The following is a 17,984-nucleotide window of genomic DNA, read 5'->3' as shown; positions in this document are numbered from 1 at the left end:
TTATTTCCCTCCTTTCTCAGATTTACGTTCTGGCAATACTTCACCACGGGAAATCCAAACTTTAACGCCTAGTTTACCGTAAGTAGTGTCAGCTTCTTCCCATGCATAGTCAATGTCTGCACGAAGAGTATGCAAAGGAACAGTTCCTTCAGAATGAGTTTCTGAACGAGCCATATCTGCTCCGTTCAAACGACCAGAAACCATAGTTTTGATACCATGAGCTCCAGCTCTCATTGTACGTTGGATAGCTTGTTTTTGTGCACGACGGAAAGCAACACGGTTTTCTAATTGTCTTGCAATTCCTTCTCCCACTAATTTAGCATCCAAGTCTGCTTTTTTAATCTCAACGATGTTAATATGAACACGTTTGTTTGTTAAAGTGTTTAGAGCTTTACGTAGTTTTTCTACTTCAGATCCACCTTTACCGATAACCATTCCTGGTTTAGCAGTATGGATTGAAACATTAACACGGTTAGCTGCACGTTCGATTTCTACGCGAGAAACAGATGCTTCTTTTAAGTTAGTTTCGATATGTTTACGAATCTTTAAATCTTCATGTAAGAAATCAGCGAAATCTTTTTCTGCGTACCATTTAGCATCCCAATCACGGATAATGCCAACACGCATTCCTATTGGATTAATTTTTTGACCCACAGATTATCCCTCCTTCTTTTCTGATACCACGATTGTAATGTGGCTTGTACGTTTCAAAATTTGTGAAGCGGATCCTTTAGCACGAGGACGGAAGCGTTTCATTGTTGGTCCTTCGTTCACATAAGCTTCACTTACTACCAAGTTTTCAATATCTAAATCATAGTTATGTTCCGCATTAGCAATTGCTGACATTAACACTTTTTCGACTGCAGGTGATGCAGAGCGTGGTGTAAATTTCAGAATGGAGATTGCTTCTCCAATACTTTTTCCTCTGATAAGATCCACTACTAGACGAACCTTACGAGGTGCGATACGGACAGTTTTAGCAGTTGCTTTTGCAGCTGTAATTTGTTCTGCCATTTTAATTCCTCCCCTCGTAATTAACGACGACCTGTTTTCTTATCGTCAGCCGCGTGTCCGCGGTATGTTCTTGTTGGAGCGAACTCCCCTAATTTGTGTCCTACCATATCTTCTTGAATGTATACAGGGACATGTTTTCTTCCATCATATACTGCAATCGTTTGGCCGATGAATTGTGGGAAAATTGTTGAACGGCGTGACCAAGTTTTAATAACTTGTTTTTTCTCGCTCTTAGCAGCAACTTCCACTTTCTTCATAAGATGTTCATCGACGAAAGGTCCTTTTTTCAAACTACGACCCATGGTGAAGCCTCCTTTCGGTTCTCTTCTATCTGTATCATACATTTGATTGTATTAATTATTTTTTACGTCCACGAATAATTAATTTGCTAGATTTAGCTTTTTTATTACGTGTCTTCATACCACGTGCAGGTTTGCCCCATGGTGTCATTGGTGATTTACGTCCGATTGGTGCTTTACCTTCACCACCACCGTGTGGGTGATCGTTAGGGTTCATTACAGAACCACGTACAGTAGGTCTCTTACCTAACCAACGATTACGTCCTGCTTTACCAATGTTAATCAATTCGTGTTGTTCGTTACCTACAGTACCAACTGTTGCACGACAAGCTGAAAGGATCATACGAACTTCGCCTGAGTTTAAACGTACAAGAGTGTATTTGCCTTCACGACCTAATACTTGAGCGCTTGTACCAGCAGAACGGATTAATTGTCCGCCTTTACCAGGTTTCATTTCAATGTTGTGAATGAATGTACCAACTGGAATGTTTGCTAATGGCAAAGCATTACCAACTTTGATATCTACTCCTTCACCAGATTCAATCTTTTGTCCAACTTCGATTCCTTTTGGAGCAATGATGTATGCTTTAACTCCATCAGTGTAGTGGATTAGTGCAATGTTAGCAGTACGGTTTGGATCGTACTCAACAGCTTTAACTAGGCCGATTACGCCATCTTTATTACGCTTGAAGTCAATAATACGGTAAGCACGTTTGTGTCCGCCAGCTTGATGACGTACTGTGATTTTACCTTGATTATTACGGCCAGCGTGTTTGCTTTTCTTTTCTAGTAACGTTTTTTCAGGAGTTGTTTTTGTGATTTCAGCGAAATCTGACCCTGTCATGTTACGACGACCGTTAGTTATCGGTTTGTATTTCTTAATCGCCACGTTATATTCCCTCCTATATATTGATTTGGGTATCTATTTGTTTTATTCTTCGTCGAATAATTCGATTGTTTTTGAAGCTTCTGTTAAAGTAACAATCGCTTTGCGGCGTTTTTTAGTATAGCCTTGGTAACGGCCCATACGTTTAAGTTTTCCGCGTACATTCATAATATTCACGTTTTTAACTTCTACATCAAACACTTTTTCAATTGCTTGTTTTACTAGAGTTTTATTAGCGCGAACATCTACTTCAAAGGTATATTTCTTCTCGTCCATTGCAAGCATAGATGCTTCCGTGATGACTGGGCGTAAAATAACATCATGTAATTCCATTATTGAAGAGCCTCCTCTACCTTAGAAAGAGCAGCTTGAGTCAATACAACTTTGTTATGAGACACGATGTCAAGTACATTTAGTCCGTCTGCATTGATAACCGTTACCTTTGGAAGGTTACGTGCAGATAATACTGCAAAGTCGTTATCATTTTCAACAACTACTAATACTTTTGAGTCTACATTCAAGTTAGATAACACTTGTGCAAATTCTTTTGTTTTTGGTGCGTCGAAAGTTAGTCCTTCAAGTACTAATAAGTTTCCTTCTGTAACTTTCTCAGAAAGAACTGATTTAAGTGCTAAGCGACGAACTTTTTTGTTTAATTTATATTTGTAAGAACGAGGTGTTGGTCCAAAAACCACTCCACCGCCAACCCATTGTGGTGAACGGATTGATCCTTGACGAGCACGACCAGTTCCTTTTTGACGCCATGGTTTACGGCCGCCTCCGCGAACTGCACTACGGTTTTTAACAGCGTGCGTTCCTTGTCTTAATGACGCGCGTTGCATAATGATTGCATCAAATACAACACTTTCGTTTGGTTCGATTCCAAAGATTTCCTCGTTTAGTGTTACTTCACCATTTTGAGTACCATCTTGTTTAAATAGGGTTACGTTAGGCATGTTTCTCGTTCCTCCTTTCTATATTACTTATTTAGCAGCTTTACGAGCTGATTTGATTTCGATTAATGATTTTTTAGATCCCGGTACATTACCTTTGATCAAGATAACGTTGTTTTCAACGTCAACTTTAACGATTTCTAGGTTTTGGATAGTAATGCGTTTGCCACCCATTTGTCCAGGTAATTTTTTACCTTTGAAAACGCGTGATGGATCAGACGCTGCACCCATTGAACCAGGACGACGATGGTAACGAGAACCGTGAGACATTGGTCCACGAGATTGTCCGTGACGTTTGATAACGCCTTGGAAACCGTGTCCTTTAGATGTACCAGTGACATCAACGATGTCTCCTGCTACGAACATATCTACTTTAAGTTCTTGTCCTACTTCGTATTCTCCCAGCTCAACATCTTTGATTTCTCTAATGAAGCGCTTAGGAGCAGTTTTTGCTTTTGCTGCATGACCTTTAGCAGGTTTGTTAGTTAATACGTCACGTAAATCTTGGTAACCGATTTGTACCGCTTCGTAGCCATCTGTTTCAACAGTTTTAACTTGTAATACTGCGTTTGGAGTAGCTTCGATAACAGTTACAGGCACCAATTCTCCGTTTTCTGTAAAGAACTGAGTCATACCTACTTTTCTGCCTAAGATTCCTTTGGTCATGGTAACACCTCCGTTGTTTTATTAGTTAGTTTATTTTTGGGTTAACGATAAATTATAGTTTGATTTCGATGTCTACGCCAGATGGTAGATCAAGTTTCATCAATGCATCAACAGTTTTGCTTGTTGGGTTGATAATATCAATCAAACGTTTGTGCGTACGCATTTCAAATTGCTCACGAGAATCTTTGTATTTATGCGGTGAACGAATCACTGTATACAATTGTCTCTCTGTAGGCAATGGAATCGGACCTGAGACAGAAGCTCCTGTTCTCTTTGCAGTTTCTACAATTTTATCTGCTGATTGATCCAATGCGCGGTGTTCATATGCTTTCAAACGGATACGAATCTTTTGTTTTGCCATTTTGTTCCCTCCTTCGTCAAATGTAACTCATAAGACTAGCTCCACGAAAATTTTCCGGCCTCACCCGCCGTGGCAAAGCGTCCGGGCGTGTCGCAACCTCTCGTTTCATCACTTGGCGTCCTCAAATAAGGACCCCTGTGCTTTTTACTTCTGTAAATTTCGCACTTCATTAGTATACAGACTTATTATATAATTTGCAAGCTTTTTTCAATAAAAATTTATTTGTTTGTTGTTTTTTCTCAACTTGTTTTATTTTGCCTGTTTAGTCCCTTTAAATCAAGTTTTTCGCATAAGAAAATAGGAAGATTTTGATTATAAAATCAACTCTCTTCCTATTATATAGGATTATTTTATGACCACTTTCTCGCGTGCCGCATTATTTTTCTTTAAACGTTGCTGGTGTCCGTAAATTCTTGGTGCTAAATAGCGGTCAATCGCGGGTGACAGAGCATTCATAATTAAGATAGCGATACCCACTCCACCTGGAAAATTAAATAGCAATCGAATGATAGCAGTTAACAATCCTGCTCCAAGCGCATAAAGTAGTTTTCCATCTCTTGTTAAGGGTTGGGAACTGTAGTCCGTAATCATGTAAACCGCAGCAAAACATGCTGTACCACTTAAAACATGGGTCATATAATAATCAAATTGAAAGCCACCAGCAATTGAAGTTGTTAAAGCAAGCGTCGCTAAATAGATTAGTGGTAAGTTTGGTGATATCACCCTTTTTATGATGAGATAAATCATCCCTATTAAAATCATTAGCTTGGAGGTTTCGCCTATTGGGCCACCTAAACCGACACCTAAAAACAAGTCTGTTAAACTTGGTATGCCTTCACTGGGTAAACTTGTCGTCATATGACCAATGTACTCTAATGGCGTTGCTGTAGAGACGATATCCTCTCCCGGCAAAACCCAATTGGTAATCCATGGCGAAAAGAATACCTTTAACATTACCCGAGCAGCTACCGCTGGATTAAAGATATTACGGCCGATCCCTCCTCCAATTTGCTTGACGATTACAATCGCGAATACACTCCCCACTGCAATCGTCCATAGAGGAGCGGTCACCGGTAGACTAAGTGCGATTAACATACCCGTAATGACAGCACTCAAGTCTTCGATGGTTGATTGTCTACGTGCTATTTTTTGGAAAAGGTATTCTGACAATACAGCGGTCCCGATCCCAACCATGAGCATCATTAATACACGCCAACCAAAAAAGTATATAGCTGCTGATGTTGGGAATAAGAGTGAAATAATGACTTGCAGCATCACCCACTGAGCAGATGGTTTTGCATATAAATGAGGCGATCGGCTAATAGATAACTCTTTTATTTGATTCATTTTACTCTACCCCGCATTCTTTGTTTTAATGGCTGATTTGGCAGAGCGAATATTCTCTAAGAGCGGTATTTTTGATGGACAAATAAACGAGCAATTGCCACATTCGATGCAATCCATGGCTCCTAAACGTTCCGCTTCATTGATATCTCCTCTTTCATAGGCGTTACTAATAAGAATAGGTTGTAAACTAACCGGGCACACGTTTAAGCACTCTGAGCAACGAATACAATCTGTTCGCTCCTGATCTGTCACTTCTTCAGCTAATAGAAATGTGATAACTGAACTCCCTTTAGTAATGGGAATATCGGCTGAATCAATGGCAATCCCCATCATAGGTCCGCCATGTAATAGTTTAGCTGGCGGGCTAATAAAACCACCACATTCTTCGATTAGGCAATTAATCGGTGTACCTATACGAACACGAAGGTTCTGAGGTTGACGAATGGCTTCCCCTGTGACAGTTGTTACTCGTTCAAAGAGCGGCTTTTGCTCTTCAATTGCCTCATAAACGGCGTGGGCAGTCGATACATTGGTGACGAATGTCCTCACATCAGCAGGTAAGCCTGCTGATGGCACCTCTCTACCGGTTAACTTCTTTATTAATACTTTTTCTGCACCTTGTGGGTACATGGTTTTTAGCACTTTTATTTCAAAATCAGGAACATCCTTTATCGCTAATAATAAAGCTGTTTCGCAATCTGGTGTATCGTCTTCTAGCGCAATATAGACACGTTTGCCAGCAAGAATTTTTTGCAAGTGACGAGCTCCTTTTACGATTGTTTCAGCGTGCTCAATCATCATGCGGTGATCACTCGTCGAATAGGGCTCACATTCTGCGCCATTAATAATAATCGTATCAATCGGTTTATGCGTTTGAGCTGATGCTTTTACATCTGTTGGAAAGGTTGCTCCACCCATCCCTACAATACCTGCTCGGCGAATCATCGCTAGTTTATCTGCTGAGCTTTCTAACTTTTGCTGTTTAAAAAAAGCTTCGTCTTTATCGTCTTTAAAATCATTTTGAATCACGATCGCTTGGTGAGGACCCTTAACGGTTTGACGACTTGATATCGCCATGACCTTTCCAGAAACCGAAGATAGCACATTCGCAGAAATGCCACCATCTGCTTCTGCTAAAAGGCTGCCAATTTTTACATAGTCTCCTACCGAAACAACTGCTTTAGCAGGTTTTCCGATATGCATATTTAAAGGAAAAATGAGCATATCCGGTACTTTAGCTTTTTTTATTGGTAATTGCTCTGTGCGTTCTTTTCTCTCTTCAGGAAAAATACCAGATAAACTTCTCTTGAAATGAAAATGTAATTTCATAGTCTTCAGCCTTTCTTAGTGTGGCTCGAGTGTCAATTGTCCCTTTATTAATAGATAATATCATTATAAATAAAAAAATTTTCAGTGTAAAGTTATATGTGCAATACGGTATGTCAGATACAGCTTTCAAAAAAGACCTGTAAGTTACATTTCTACCTTCAAATGTAGCTTACAGTTGCACGAATGGGAGTTGTATCTTACATTCTAGCCTCGAAATGTAAGATACCGCTCATTTATTTGACGTGTATCGACTGTTTCGACAAAAAAAGACTAGAAGTCTTTCGACCTCTAGTCTGTTAGCTTGTTATTATTAGGATAGGGACGACTGATCAATTTCATGATCAATCTTTTTTTCTGCTTCTGTTTTCGGCGCTGTATGAGTGACCTTATTGCTTTCTTCTTCAATTTTCTGATCTAATTTATCTAATTGATGCTTAGCAAAGTCTTTACCACCTAGTCCAAATGCTAGTGCAAATGCAACTGCTAAACCACCAATAATAAATAAGAAAGCTGTACTAACAATTGTTGAAGCAAATTCTAATTGATCTAAGGTCATGAAGATGGCTAAAACATACAAGATGTACTTCACTACTTCCCCCATCATCATACTACCGGTTGAATCTTTAATGAATGATGATAGTGCATTACCGCCGAATAGACCTAAAGCTAAAATAACTAGCCCGATTAGCACAGATGGTAAGTAAGCAATAATCGCTACGCCAATACTGTTTAGAACGGCAAGGTTTAATACGTTCAAAGCTTCTACAAAAAAGAAGACAACAATAACCGTTTGAACAACTTTAGCAATAATAGTTGAAATCGTGATAGTCGAGCTATTCGATGTATTTAAATAGCGTGAATAACGATCGATTCCTGAACTTCCTAATAAGCCTTCCAGTAAATCACCTACAAATTTAGCAATCAACCCTCCAGCAATTAACAAGATAACCGCTACGAGAATATTGGGAATAATCGCTAGTACTTGGTTTAAAACATTCACGATTGGCTCTGAGATGGAACGAATAGCCAATGTTTCGAGTGCCATAGTAATAACTGGGATGAGAATAACAACGAATACCGTATTGGCTAACACTTTAGCGACTGTATAACGTTGCTTCTCGACATCTACTGGTGTAACGTTAGATGCCTTAGCTGTATATTTACGAACATATTTATCAATGTTCACCGTTTCTAGTAGATTGCGAACAAGTTCTTTTACAAACTTAGCAACAAAGTAACCAATTGCTAAAATAACAACTGCAGCAAATAAGTTTGGTAAGAATGCTAAGAATGAATCAAACATATTCGTAATTGGCGATGCAATATTGGCCAGACCAATTTGAGCTAGTATTCCTGGAATAAAGAATAACCAAATCAAATAGTAAAAGACTTTAGCAATGGACTCGATAATACGGTTGCCATCTTCAACTGACGATGCCACACCCCATTTCGTTAACTTCTGGTTAAAATTAATAGCATGTAACCCTTTCGTCAACGCCTTCTTAACCACACCTGCAATAAACCATGCCAGAATAATTAATAAGATTGCTCCTAATATTCTCGGCAGTAAACCTACAAATGATAACCAAATACTTTCCAATGAATTCGTAAATCCATTCATGATGAATTCCCCCTTATATTTTTTTAAGTGTGAATCTATGCTCATTATAACGAATATTTACCTAAATCTAAAATGATATCCATTTAGGCCATTTCGTCTCAACTAAAACAAGGATATTTTCTTTTAATTCTGATAAACAAAAACCCTTTTCTAGATAAAAATGAGCACAAAAAAAGGAAGAGCAAATGCTCTTCCTTTAGAAGTTGTAATGTTATTATGCTTTTTTTAAAATTAAGCAGTAATTTCAGAAACAACACCAGAACCAACAGTACGTCCACCTTCACGAATAGAGAAACGAGTTCCTTCTTCGATAGCGATTGGTTGGATCAATTCTACTGTGATTTTAACGTTATCGCCAGGCATTACCATTTCGATACCTTCTGGCAATTCTACAACACCAGTTACGTCAGTTGTACGGAAGTAGAACTGTGGGCGGTAGTTAGTGAAGAATGGCGTGTGACGTCCACCCTCTTCTTTAGAAAGTACGTATACTTCTGCAGTAAATTTAGTATGAGGTGTGATTGTACCTGGTTTAGACAATACTTGTCCACGTTGAATATCTTCACGTTGAACCCCACGTAGCAATGCACCAATGTTGTCTCCCGCTTCAGCGTAATCCAACAATTTACGGAACATTTCAACACCAGTTACAGTTGATTTTGTAGTTTCAGTTTCGATACCAACGATCTCAACTTCATCCCCAACTTTAACTTGTCCACGTTCAACACGTCCTGTAGCAACCGTACCACGACCTGTAATTGAGAATACGTCCTCAACAGGCATCATGAATGGTTTGTCAGTGTCACGTTCTGGGTTTGGAACGTAGTTGTCTACTTCTTCCATCAAGTCTAAGATTTTTTGTTCGTATTCTTCTTCGCCTTCTAGAGCTTTCAATGCAGAACCAGCGATAACTGGAGTGTCATCACCAGGGAAGTCGTATTCTGACAATAGGTCACGAACTTCCATTTCTACTAATTCTAATAACTCTTCGTCGTCAACCATATCAACTTTGTTCAAGAAAACAACGATGTATGGAACACCAACGTTACGAGACAATAGGATGTGCTCGCGAGTTTGTGGCATTGGGCCATCAGCTGCAGATACTACTAAGATAGCGCCGTCCATTTGAGCAGCACCAGTAATCATGTTTTTAACGTAGTCCGCGTGACCTGGGCAGTCCACGTGAGCGTAGTGACGGTTAGCTGTTTCGTATTCTACGTGAGACGTGTTAATTGTGATCCCACGTTCTCTTTCTTCTGGAGCGTTGTCTACTGAAGCGTAGTCAACAGCTGCTCCACCGTAATGTTTAGCTAATACAGTTGTGATTGCTGCAGTTAATGTAGTTTTACCGTGGTCAACGTGTCCAATAGTACCAACGTTAACATGGGGTTTAGAACGATCGAATTTTTCTTTTGCCATTTCTAAATTTCCTCCTCATATTGAGTGTTTTTATTTTTATAGACTACTGCATTTACAGGTCCGCCTATCATAATAAAGTATACCGATTACGGACCTAAAATGCAATATATCATGTTATAGAATGAAGATTACTCTTCTGAAGAACCTTTACCACTTTTAGCGATAATTTCTTCTTGAACTGACTTAGGAACAGCTTCGTAGTGGTCAAATACCATTGTAAATGTACCACGTCCTTGTGATGCTGAACGAAGTGTTGTTGCGTAACCGAACATTTCTGATAGAGGAATGAATCCTTTAACGATTTGTGCGTTACCACGAGCAACAGTTCCTTCAATGCTACCACGACGAGCGCTAAAGTGTCCCATAACGTCTCCTAGGTACTCTTCTGGAACTGTAACTTCTACAGCCATCATAGGTTCTAGGATTACTGGGTTAGCTTTCTTAGCAGCGTTACGCAATGCTAGAGAAGCAGCTACCTTAAATGCTGTCTCAGAAGAGTCAACATCATGGTAAGATCCGTCGAATAGACGAGCTTTAACGTCAACTAATGGATATCCAGCAAGAACACCGTTTTCCATTGAGTCTTTCAATCCTGCCTCAACAGCTGGGATGTATTCACGAGGAACAACCCCACCAACGATAGCATTCTCGAATGCGAATCCAGCTCCTTCTTCGTTTGGTGTGAACTCGATCCATACGTGACCGAATTGTCCTTTACCACCAGACTGACGAACGAATTTACCTTCAGCTTCAACGCTTGTTTTGAATGTTTCACGGTAAGATACTTGAGGCGCACCTACAGTAGCTTCTACCTTGAATTCACGTTTCAAACGGTCAACGATGATGTCCAAGTGCAACTCACCCATACCAGCGATAACAGTTTGACCTGTTTCTGGGTTAGATGATGCACGGAAAGTAGGATCTTCTTCAGATAATTTTTGTAAAGCAGTACCCATTTTATCTTGGTCAGCTTTTGATTTAGGCTCAATAGCAACTTCGATAACTGGCTCAGGGAATTCCATTGATTCTAGGATAACTGGACGTTTTTCGTCACACAATGTGTCACCAGTACCAGTATCTTTCAAACCAACAGCTGCTGCGATATCTCCAGAGAATACTTCAGGAATTTCTTCACGGCTGTTAGCATGCATTTGCAAGATACGACCAACGCGTTCGCGTTTGCCTTTAGTTGCGTTTTGAATGTAAGAACCAGATTGTAATGTTCCAGCGTAAACACGGAAGAATGTTAGACGACCTACGAATGGGTCAGTCATAACTTTAAATGCAAGAGCTGCAAATGGTTCGCTATCGTCAGCATGAACATCGATAACATTTTCTTCGTCTCCAGGTTCGAAACCTTTAATAGCAGGTACGTCTGTTGGAGCTGGTAGGTAGTCAATCGCTGCATCAAGCATCAACTGAACACCTTTGTTTTTAAATGCTGAACCACAAAGTACAGGGTAGAATTCTACGTTAACTGTTGCTTTACGAATAGCAGCTTTAAGTTCTGGAATAGAGATTTCTTCACCTTCAAGGTATCTTTCCATTAACTCTTCGTCTGTTTCCGCTACAGCTTCAATTAGTTTTGTATGCCATTCTTCAGCAATTTCTCTGTATTCTTCAGGAATTTCTTCCTCGTGGTAGTCAGTTCCGTCTTCTGAATCATAGATTTCAGCTTGCATTTCCACTAGGTCAATGATCCCTGTAAATGTATCTTCAGATCCAATTGGCAATTGAATTGGATGAGCGTTAGCTTGTAGGCGTTCATGAAGCGTACCAACTGAGTACAAGAAGTCAGCACCAGTTTTGTCCATTTTGTTAATGAAAACAATACGAGGTACTCCATAAGTAGTTGCTTGGCGCCATACTGTTTCAGTTTGAGGTTCAACCCCAGACTGAGCATCTAGCAATGCAACCGCACCATCAAGAACACGTAATGAACGTTCTACTTCTACAGTAAAGTCCACGTGTCCAGGTGTATCGATGATGTTTACGCGATGACCTTTCCACTGGGCTGTTGTAGCAGCAGAAGTAATTGTGATACCACGTTCTTGTTCCTGTTCCATCCAGTCCATTTGTGCCCCACCATCGTGAGTTTCACCAATTTTATGGATTTTACCAGTATAGTACAGAATACGCTCAGTAGTCGTTGTTTTACCAGCGTCAATATGAGCCATGATTCCGATATTTCTTGTGTTTTCAAGAGTAAATTCTCTTTTTGCCATCTGCTTCGTACACCTCTTTCTTTGTAATTATTGAGTTAAGTAAGAACAGCTGCCGCTGCTCTTATCTTATGCATATTATGTAAGACAATCTTACCAACGGTAGTGAGCGAAAGCTCTGTTAGCGTCTGCCATTTTATGTGTTTCTTCACGTTTCTTAACTGATGCTCCTGTGTTGTTTGCAGCATCCATGATTTCTTTAGCTAATCTTTCTTCCATGGTATCTTCACCACGTAGACGAGAGTAGTTAACTAACCAACGTAGACCTAATGCTTGACGACGTTCTGGACGAACTTCGATAGGTACTTGATAGTTTGAACCCCCTACACGACGAGCTTTTACTTCAAGAACAGGCATGATGTTTTTCATAGCTAGTTCGAAAGTTTCTAATGGGTTATTACCAGTAGATTCATTAATGATGTCAAATGCGTTATACAGAATAGTTGCTGCTTTTCCACGTTTACCATCAACCATAAGACGGTTAATTGTGCGAGTTACCAATTTAGAATTGTAAATCGGATCTGGCATTACTTCGCGTTTTGCGACTGGACCTTTACGAGGCATTCTGACTCCTCCTTCCTCAGTTTTCAATTTTAGTTTTAAGTGTTGAGTTTATAGACTCAATTATTTTTTAGGTTTTTTAGCACCGTATTTAGAGCGTGATTGCATACGACCGTTTACACCAGCTGTATCCAAAGCACCACGTACGATATGGTAACGAACACCCGCCAAGTCTTTTACACGTCCACCACGAATAAGAACAACACTATGTTCTTGTAGGTTATGGCCGATACCAGGAATGTAAGCTGTCACTTCTAAAAGGTTAGACAAACGTACACGCGCATATTTACGCAAAGCCGAGTTAGGCTTTCTTGGAGTCATTGTACCAACACGAGTACAAACACCACGTTTTTGAGGTGAGTTTGTGTTTGTTGGAGCTTTCTTGAAACTGTTATATCCTCTTCCTAGAGCAGGAGACTTAGATTTTTCAATCGCAGATTTACGAGGTTTACGAACTAATTGATTAATTGTAGGCATTTAATGTTTCCTCCTTCCTTAACAGGTTGTTCTTGGTCCACACATCCAGGTGGTCCATTTATTTGCAAAAAATAATAAACCGAATATTTCTTCGATTTTTTAAGTACTGTGCTGTTATACAATCAGTCAGCACGACTGAAATTCTTTTCAGGAATCTGTGTATAAAAGCACCTTTGAAATAATAACATGAAAATTCGTATTCGTCAACAGTTTAGACGAAAGTTTTTTAAAACGGAAATAAATCTCTTTTGCGGATTGTATATATGAAGGAGTGAAATAGATGACATTAAGAACAGTCATATCTGTAAAAACATTCGAATCTCTCAATCGCCGCATGTCATTTAAGGCTCACGATCAATTCCGTTTTACTAATAGCCAGCTCGGTTCTTCTGGCGAATTTAACTTTGGTAAGTACCTTTTGAATCAGTCTTTTGATTATCTCGCCATTTATGACTCTGAATTTGAAGCCACCCTATGCCCACAGCTTGATTTTATTGTGGTGACATGGGATATGATTTATCTTTATGATATCAAAAACTTTAGCGGTAATTACTATTATGAAGATGGGGAATTCTTTACATCGCAAAAAAAGAAAATACGCAGTCCCTTTATTCAGCTAGACCGCGCCTATGAAACATTAGATATTTTGTTAAGAAATGCTGGTATTCAGTTTCCCATTACGAAACGGCTAATATTCATTAATCCTGAATTTCAGTTATACGGTAACAGCGATGCGTTGCCACTCGTCACTCACGCTCAACTTAATCGCCATTTTCAATCAATTAAGAATCGATCTCGTAAACTTGACCAACGGCATCACGCTATCGCTGATTACATTGAAAGTAGGCGTTATGAGAAAGATTTTTATGATATCGGTATTTTTTATAGCTACGATCGTTTAAAAAAAGGTGTCTGGTGCTGCGATTGTGTCTGCCAAGCTCTTGTGTCTAGTCATCGGCACTTTCTCTGTCCGGCTTGTCGGCGCTATTATACTAAGACAGAGGCTGTGATGCATTGCCTTTATGAGTTTCGGTTGTTGTTTCCTGAAAAAATGATCACTTCTGTTCTATTACGGGATTGGTGTGGTCATACTGTTTCGCTAGATACTACTCGGAAAGTGCTGTCCCTTTATAATGGCTGATAAACAGACTTCAACTGGATAATTAGCGCTGAAGTCGGTGGAAATGGTGATTCGGCCGACTTCAGACCTTTTTCGGATGCTGAAGTCGGTTTTAAACGCTAAACCAAATAAAAACCCACCCAAACCGAAACGATTTGGGTGGGGTTACTACTTCATATTAATGGTCGTCGTGCGGACGCATTGTTGGGAACAATAGGATGTCACGAATCGATTGGCTATCAGTAATGAGCATCACCATTCGGTCGATACCAATTCCTAGCCCACCAGTTGGCGGCATACCATGCTCGAGTGCTTCAAGGAATTCTTCATCCACACCATGAGCTTCGTCGTTACCTTGTTCTTTTTCTTTCGCTTGCGCTTCAAAACGCTCTCTTTGATCGATTGGGTCTGTTAATTCGGTAAAGGCATTACCGTATTCTTTACCCATGATAAAGAATTCAAAGCGGTCAGTAAAGCGGCCGTCTTTTTCGTTTTTACGTGCTAAAGGCGAAATGGCTGTTGGGTGACCATAGATAAAGGTTGGTTGGACCAGTTTATCTTCAACAAACTCTTCAAAGAATTCATTGATAACATGTCCAACTGTCATATGCTCTGTCACTTGGACATTGTGGTCTTTCGCTAATTGGCGAGCTGCTTCGTCTGTCATTTCAGCCCAGAAATCAACACCAGTTTCTGCCTTAATCGCATCAACCATATGGATGCGTGCATAAGGACCAGCCATGTTTAGTTCTTGGCCGTTGTAAGAAATAGTTGTAGTTCCTTTTACTTTTTCAATAACCGTTGAGAAGATTCCTTCTACTAGGTTCATAACATCTTGGTAATCAGTGTAAGCCGTATAAAGTTCTAGCATAGTGAACTCTGGGTTATGCGTTGTATCGATTCCTTCATTACGGAAGACGCGACCAATTTCATAAACTTTTTCCATACCACCGATAACCAGACGTTTTAGATGCAGCTCCAATGCAATACGCATGTAAAGTTCCATATCTAAAGCGTTATGGTGAGTGATAAACGGACGAGCACTTGCGCCACCTGCCATTGTGTGTAACACAGGTGTTTCAACTTCTAAATAGCCTAAGCCATTTAAGTAAGTACGGATTTCAGTAATAATTTTACTACGGCTAACAAAACGCTCAAAGCTATCTTCATTACTAATTAAGTCTAAGTAACGTTGACGGTATTTTTGTTCCACATTTGTTAGGCCATGGTATTTATCTGGTAGAGGTTTTAATGCTTTTGTTAAATGAACAAATTGGCTTGGTTTCACCGTTACTTCACCGGTATTGGTTTTCATAACTGTTCCAACAACACCAACAATATCACCTAAGTCAGCTTGTTTGAAAATCTCATAGTCAGCTTCGCCTACCTCGTCTTTACGAACGTAAATTTGAATACGGCCTTGGCTATCTTGTAAGTGGGCAAAGCCAACTTTACCTTTTCCACGTTTTGTTACAATTCGTCCTGCAATGGAAACTGAGATTTCTTGCTCGTCAATTTCTTCTTTTGTTAAACTGTCGTATGTCTCATGCAATTCTTGTGACAAGTGTGTGCGGTTAAAACCACTATGGAATGGTTCTACACCTGACTCACGCAAATTTTGCATTTTTTCGCGACGAACGATCAATTGGTCATTCAATTCTTCAGAATGTTTTTCTTGACTCAATGAGGTCACTCCGTTCTGTTCCTATCAATATTCTGTCTTATCTATCTTGCCAAGAAACACGTTAAAATGCAAGGTTTCTTGAACATTTTATTCCTTTGTTTTTAATTAGAAATTAAAAACGTCTCAAACATTCTACCACCTTCGAGCTTGTAATAAAAGGGAAAGATGGTAGCCGTTAAAAAACACAAGCTCGAAAGCTTGTGTTTTTTAGTAGTCGCCATTTGAAATGGTGACTACTTTTTTGCCACTTCCTAGCCGTTTAGCAATTTCAATGGCGCCGGCGATAGCCGCACCACTGGCGTGGCCTAATAGCAACCCTTCGAGACGGGCTAAATCTTGGGTTGTTTGATGAACTTCTTCTAAGCTCACCCGAACAACGCCATTGTATAAGGTTTGATCTAAAAGTGGCGAGAGGTAGTCACCGCTCATACCACTGATTGCTACACGTCCTGTATCATCATTACTCAACAAAGCGGCTTGATTACTTTCAACAGCATACAACTCTACATTAGGGTTAACAGAACGCAAATAACGGCCAACGCCCGTCAATGTCCCGCCTGTCCCTGCCGTTGCAACAAAGGCATCTGGCGAATGACCATCAAAGGCATCCACAATTTCTGGCCCCGTCATCCCTTCGTGAACTGCCGTGTTCACAAGATTACTGTACTGATTCAAATAAAAGTAACCCTCTTGTTGACTCAAGTCACGTGCTGCTTTAATAGCACCCTCAATTCCCTCTTCCGCTGGGGTTTCTATGATTTCTGCATCGTAATAAGCGAGTTTTTCACTAAAATCTTGACTACTTCCTGCTGGCATCATCAAAATTGAGCGGTAGCCTTTAGATGCTGCTAACATCGCTAATGATAGACTAGCATTGCCATCAGTTACTTCTACAACCGTATCCGAGGGGCTAATACGACCTTGTTCTTCCGCAACTTCTAAGATATTAAGAACAACTCGGTCTTTGATACTGCGCCCTACATTAAGAGATTCCAACTTCACATAGACGTCGGCTGCACCTTGTGGGACAAGCTTGCTTAATTTAAATAGCGGTGTTTCTCCAATTAGTTCTGAAATATGGTTAACGACTTTCTTCATTCGTTTTCCTCCATTCTACTTGATGAGATACCCTTTATTTTTGAATGTCTACTAATAGTTCCGTTAATTCTTCCTCTGAGTAGTGGTACTTTTCGCCACAGAATTGACAGATGACTTCTGCACCTTTGTCTTCTTCGATAATTGCCTGTAATTCATCTTTTCCTACTGCTGCAAGACCATCTTTAAAACGATCATGCGAGCAATCACACTTAAATTGTACCGGCATTTTTTCAACAAAGCGAATATTTTCCTTGCCTAAAATACGCTCTAGAACTTCTTCTGGTGTCACACCCTTTTCCATTAAGCGAGAAACAAGCGGCATATCCGCTAGATTTTTCTCAATGGATGTAATCGCTGCTTCACTGGCTCCAGGTAATACTTGAATCATAAAACCGCCAGCGACTTTGATGGAATCATCGGTATCAACTAAAACACTTAGTCCAACTGCTGAAGGAATTTGTTCAGAGTTCGCCATATAATAAGTGAAATCTTCACCTAATTCGCCACTCACTAATGGGACTTGACCGGTAAATGGTTCTTTTAATCCTAGGTCCTTAATGACAGTTAGTAAGCCTTCTGTTCCAACAACACCACGAACATCTAACTTGCCATTTCCATTTAAAGGTAAGCTAACATGTGGGTTAGTGATATAGCCTTTCACATCTCCTTGACCATTAGCATCAACAATAATGCGGCCACCAACACCATTCCCATTAACAATCACTGACATCTTTTGCTCTGCCTTTAATCCAGTTGTTGCGATTAAAACCGACCCAACCATTGTACGGCCTAATGCTGCTGAAGATGCGCTCCATGTATCATGACGACGTTGCGCTTCGCCTACTGTTTCTGTTGCATCAACGGCATAAACACGGAACTGCCCCTCATATGCTAATCCTTTTACTAAATAATCTGACATTTAATATC

19 protein-coding genes are annotated in these 17,984 nt (G+C 40.0%); 1 reads left to right on the top strand and 18 read right to left on the bottom strand.

Annotation, left to right across the window (positions count from 1 at the left end; genetic code table 11):
* The 15 genes from rpsC to rpsL form a co-directional block, all read right to left on the bottom strand.
* Complete coding sequence (gene rpsC, locus BW721_RS10970; protein WP_076768496.1) at positions 1-654, bottom strand: 30S ribosomal protein S3; 654 nt, start codon at positions 652-654, stop codon at positions 1-3.
* 3 nt (positions 655-657) lie between these two features.
* Positions 658-1,014, bottom strand: coding sequence for a 50S ribosomal protein L22 (rplV, locus tag BW721_RS10965; RefSeq protein WP_076768495.1), 357 nt, complete (start codon positions 1,012-1,014; stop codon positions 658-660).
* A gap of 20 nt (positions 1,015-1,034) precedes the next feature.
* Positions 1,035-1,316, bottom strand: coding sequence for a 30S ribosomal protein S19 (gene rpsS / locus BW721_RS10960; protein WP_076768494.1), 282 nt, complete (start codon positions 1,314-1,316; stop codon positions 1,035-1,037).
* A gap of 55 nt (positions 1,317-1,371) precedes the next feature.
* Positions 1,372-2,202 carry a 50S ribosomal protein L2 gene (gene rplB / locus BW721_RS10955; RefSeq protein WP_076768493.1) on the bottom strand — a complete coding sequence of 277 codons (831 nt, stop codon included), beginning with the start codon at positions 2,200-2,202 and terminating at the stop codon, positions 1,372-1,374.
* A 42-nt stretch (positions 2,203-2,244) separates the two neighbouring features.
* A complete protein-coding gene (gene rplW, locus BW721_RS10950) occupies positions 2,245-2,532 on the bottom strand; it encodes a 50S ribosomal protein L23 (RefSeq protein WP_076768492.1) in 288 nt (95 codons plus the stop codon).
* On the bottom strand, positions 2,532-3,155 hold the full coding sequence (rplD, locus tag BW721_RS10945) for a 50S ribosomal protein L4 (protein WP_076768491.1): 624 nt from the start codon (positions 3,153-3,155) through the stop codon (positions 2,532-2,534). Before rplD ends, rplW begins: the two co-directional genes overlap by 1 nt.
* A gap of 27 nt (positions 3,156-3,182) precedes the next feature.
* On the bottom strand, positions 3,183-3,818 hold the full coding sequence (gene rplC, locus BW721_RS10940; RefSeq protein WP_076768490.1) for a 50S ribosomal protein L3: 636 nt from the start codon (positions 3,816-3,818) through the stop codon (positions 3,183-3,185).
* 52 nt (positions 3,819-3,870) lie between these two features.
* A complete protein-coding gene (gene rpsJ / locus BW721_RS10935) occupies positions 3,871-4,179 on the bottom strand; it encodes a 30S ribosomal protein S10 (RefSeq protein WP_076768489.1) in 309 nt (102 codons plus the stop codon).
* A 345-nt stretch (positions 4,180-4,524) separates the two neighbouring features.
* Positions 4,525-5,526: an RnfABCDGE type electron transport complex subunit D gene (locus tag BW721_RS10930; RefSeq protein ID WP_076768488.1), complete on the bottom strand. Its 1,002-nt coding sequence runs from the start codon at positions 5,524-5,526 to the stop codon at positions 4,525-4,527.
* 6 nt (positions 5,527-5,532) lie between these two features.
* Positions 5,533-6,855 carry an electron transport complex subunit RsxC gene (gene rsxC, locus BW721_RS10925; RefSeq protein ID WP_076768487.1) on the bottom strand — a complete coding sequence of 441 codons (1,323 nt, stop codon included), beginning with the start codon at positions 6,853-6,855 and terminating at the stop codon, positions 5,533-5,535.
* Positions 6,856-7,165: 310 nt separating this feature from the next.
* Complete coding sequence (locus BW721_RS10920; RefSeq protein WP_076768486.1) at positions 7,166-8,476, bottom strand: mechanosensitive ion channel; 1,311 nt, start codon at positions 8,474-8,476, stop codon at positions 7,166-7,168.
* Between the two features lie 231 nt (positions 8,477-8,707).
* Positions 8,708-9,895, bottom strand: coding sequence for an elongation factor Tu (gene tuf / locus BW721_RS10915; protein ID WP_076768485.1), 1,188 nt, complete (start codon positions 9,893-9,895; stop codon positions 8,708-8,710).
* A gap of 128 nt (positions 9,896-10,023) precedes the next feature.
* The gene (fusA, locus tag BW721_RS10910; RefSeq protein WP_076768484.1) at positions 10,024-12,120 is read right to left on the bottom strand and encodes an elongation factor G; all 2,097 of its coding nucleotides are present in this window, start codon (positions 12,118-12,120) and stop codon (positions 10,024-10,026) included.
* Positions 12,121-12,210: 90 nt separating this feature from the next.
* Complete coding sequence (gene rpsG / locus BW721_RS10905) at positions 12,211-12,681, bottom strand: 30S ribosomal protein S7 (RefSeq protein WP_076768483.1); 471 nt, start codon at positions 12,679-12,681, stop codon at positions 12,211-12,213.
* A 60-nt stretch (positions 12,682-12,741) separates the two neighbouring features.
* The gene (gene rpsL / locus BW721_RS10900) at positions 12,742-13,155 is read right to left on the bottom strand and encodes a 30S ribosomal protein S12 (protein WP_076768482.1); all 414 of its coding nucleotides are present in this window, start codon (positions 13,153-13,155) and stop codon (positions 12,742-12,744) included.
* A gap of 280 nt (positions 13,156-13,435) precedes the next feature.
* Here rpsL and BW721_RS10895 point away from each other — a divergent pair, with 280 nt between their 5' ends.
* The gene (locus BW721_RS10895) at positions 13,436-14,296 is read left to right on the top strand and encodes a nuclease-related domain-containing protein (RefSeq protein ID WP_076768481.1); all 861 of its coding nucleotides are present in this window, start codon (positions 13,436-13,438) and stop codon (positions 14,294-14,296) included.
* Between the two features lie 157 nt (positions 14,297-14,453).
* Here the strand turns inward: BW721_RS10895 and lysS are convergent, their stop codons facing one another.
* From lysS to hslO, 3 genes are all read right to left on the bottom strand, one after another.
* Entirely contained in the window at positions 14,454-15,899 is a 1,446-nt protein-coding gene (lysS, locus tag BW721_RS10890; protein ID WP_442905246.1) for a lysine--tRNA ligase, read from the bottom strand.
* 267 nt (positions 15,900-16,166) lie between these two features.
* Positions 16,167-17,057: a PLP-dependent cysteine synthase family protein gene (locus BW721_RS10885; RefSeq protein WP_076768479.1), complete on the bottom strand. Its 891-nt coding sequence runs from the start codon at positions 17,055-17,057 to the stop codon at positions 16,167-16,169.
* Positions 17,058-17,091: 34 nt separating this feature from the next.
* Positions 17,092-17,976: an Hsp33 family molecular chaperone HslO gene (hslO, locus tag BW721_RS10880; RefSeq protein WP_076768478.1), complete on the bottom strand. Its 885-nt coding sequence runs from the start codon at positions 17,974-17,976 to the stop codon at positions 17,092-17,094.
* Positions 17,977-17,984 lie beyond the last annotated feature (8 nt).

It is taken from the genome of Jeotgalibaca sp. PTS2502, assembly GCF_001975685.1.
In the GTDB taxonomy this organism is placed as follows: domain Bacteria; phylum Bacillota; class Bacilli; order Lactobacillales; family Aerococcaceae; genus Jeotgalibaca; species Jeotgalibaca arthritidis.
This window is presented reverse-complemented; position numbering and strand designations above follow the sequence as displayed.

Excerpts from the sequence above, each read along its gene's own strand:
- rplV (WP_076768495.1), bottom strand. The coding sequence starts at position 1,014 with ATGGCAGAACAAATTACAGCTGCAAAAGCAACTGCTAAAACTGTCCGT.
- rpsS (WP_076768494.1), bottom strand. The coding sequence starts at position 1,316 with ATGGGTCGTAGTTTGAAAAAAGGACCTTTCGTCGATGAACATCTTATG.
- rplW (WP_076768492.1), bottom strand. The coding sequence starts at position 2,532 with ATGGAATTACATGATGTTATTTTACGCCCAGTCATCACGGAAGCATCT.
- rplD (WP_076768491.1), bottom strand. The coding sequence starts at position 3,155 with ATGCCTAACGTAACCCTATTTAAACAAGATGGTACTCAAAATGGTGAA.
- rplC (WP_076768490.1), bottom strand. The coding sequence starts at position 3,818 with ATGACCAAAGGAATCTTAGGCAGAAAAGTAGGTATGACTCAGTTCTTT.
- rpsJ (WP_076768489.1), bottom strand. The coding sequence starts at position 4,179 with ATGGCAAAACAAAAGATTCGTATCCGTTTGAAAGCATATGAACACCGC.
- BW721_RS10930 (WP_076768488.1), bottom strand. The coding sequence starts at position 5,526 with ATGAATCAAATAAAAGAGTTATCTATTAGCCGATCGCCTCATTTATAT.
- rsxC (WP_076768487.1), bottom strand. The coding sequence starts at position 6,855 with ATGAAATTACATTTTCATTTCAAGAGAAGTTTATCTGGTATTTTTCCT.
- BW721_RS10920 (WP_076768486.1), bottom strand. The coding sequence starts at position 8,476 with ATGAATGGATTTACGAATTCATTGGAAAGTATTTGGTTATCATTTGTA.
- tuf (WP_076768485.1), bottom strand. The coding sequence starts at position 9,895 with ATGGCAAAAGAAAAATTCGATCGTTCTAAACCCCATGTTAACGTTGGT.
- fusA (WP_076768484.1), bottom strand. The coding sequence starts at position 12,120 with ATGGCAAAAAGAGAATTTACTCTTGAAAACACAAGAAATATCGGAATC.
- rpsG (WP_076768483.1), bottom strand. The coding sequence starts at position 12,681 with ATGCCTCGTAAAGGTCCAGTCGCAAAACGCGAAGTAATGCCAGATCCG.
- rpsL (WP_076768482.1), bottom strand. The coding sequence starts at position 13,155 with ATGCCTACAATTAATCAATTAGTTCGTAAACCTCGTAAATCTGCGATT.
- BW721_RS10895 (WP_076768481.1), top strand. The coding sequence starts at position 13,436 with ATGACATTAAGAACAGTCATATCTGTAAAAACATTCGAATCTCTCAAT.
- lysS (WP_442905246.1), bottom strand. The coding sequence starts at position 15,899 with ATGCAAAATTTGCGTGAGTCAGGTGTAGAACCATTCCATAGTGGTTTT.
- BW721_RS10885 (WP_076768479.1), bottom strand. The coding sequence starts at position 17,057 with ATGAAGAAAGTCGTTAACCATATTTCAGAACTAATTGGAGAAACACCG.
- hslO (WP_076768478.1), bottom strand. The coding sequence starts at position 17,976 with ATGTCAGATTATTTAGTAAAAGGATTAGCATATGAGGGGCAGTTCCGT.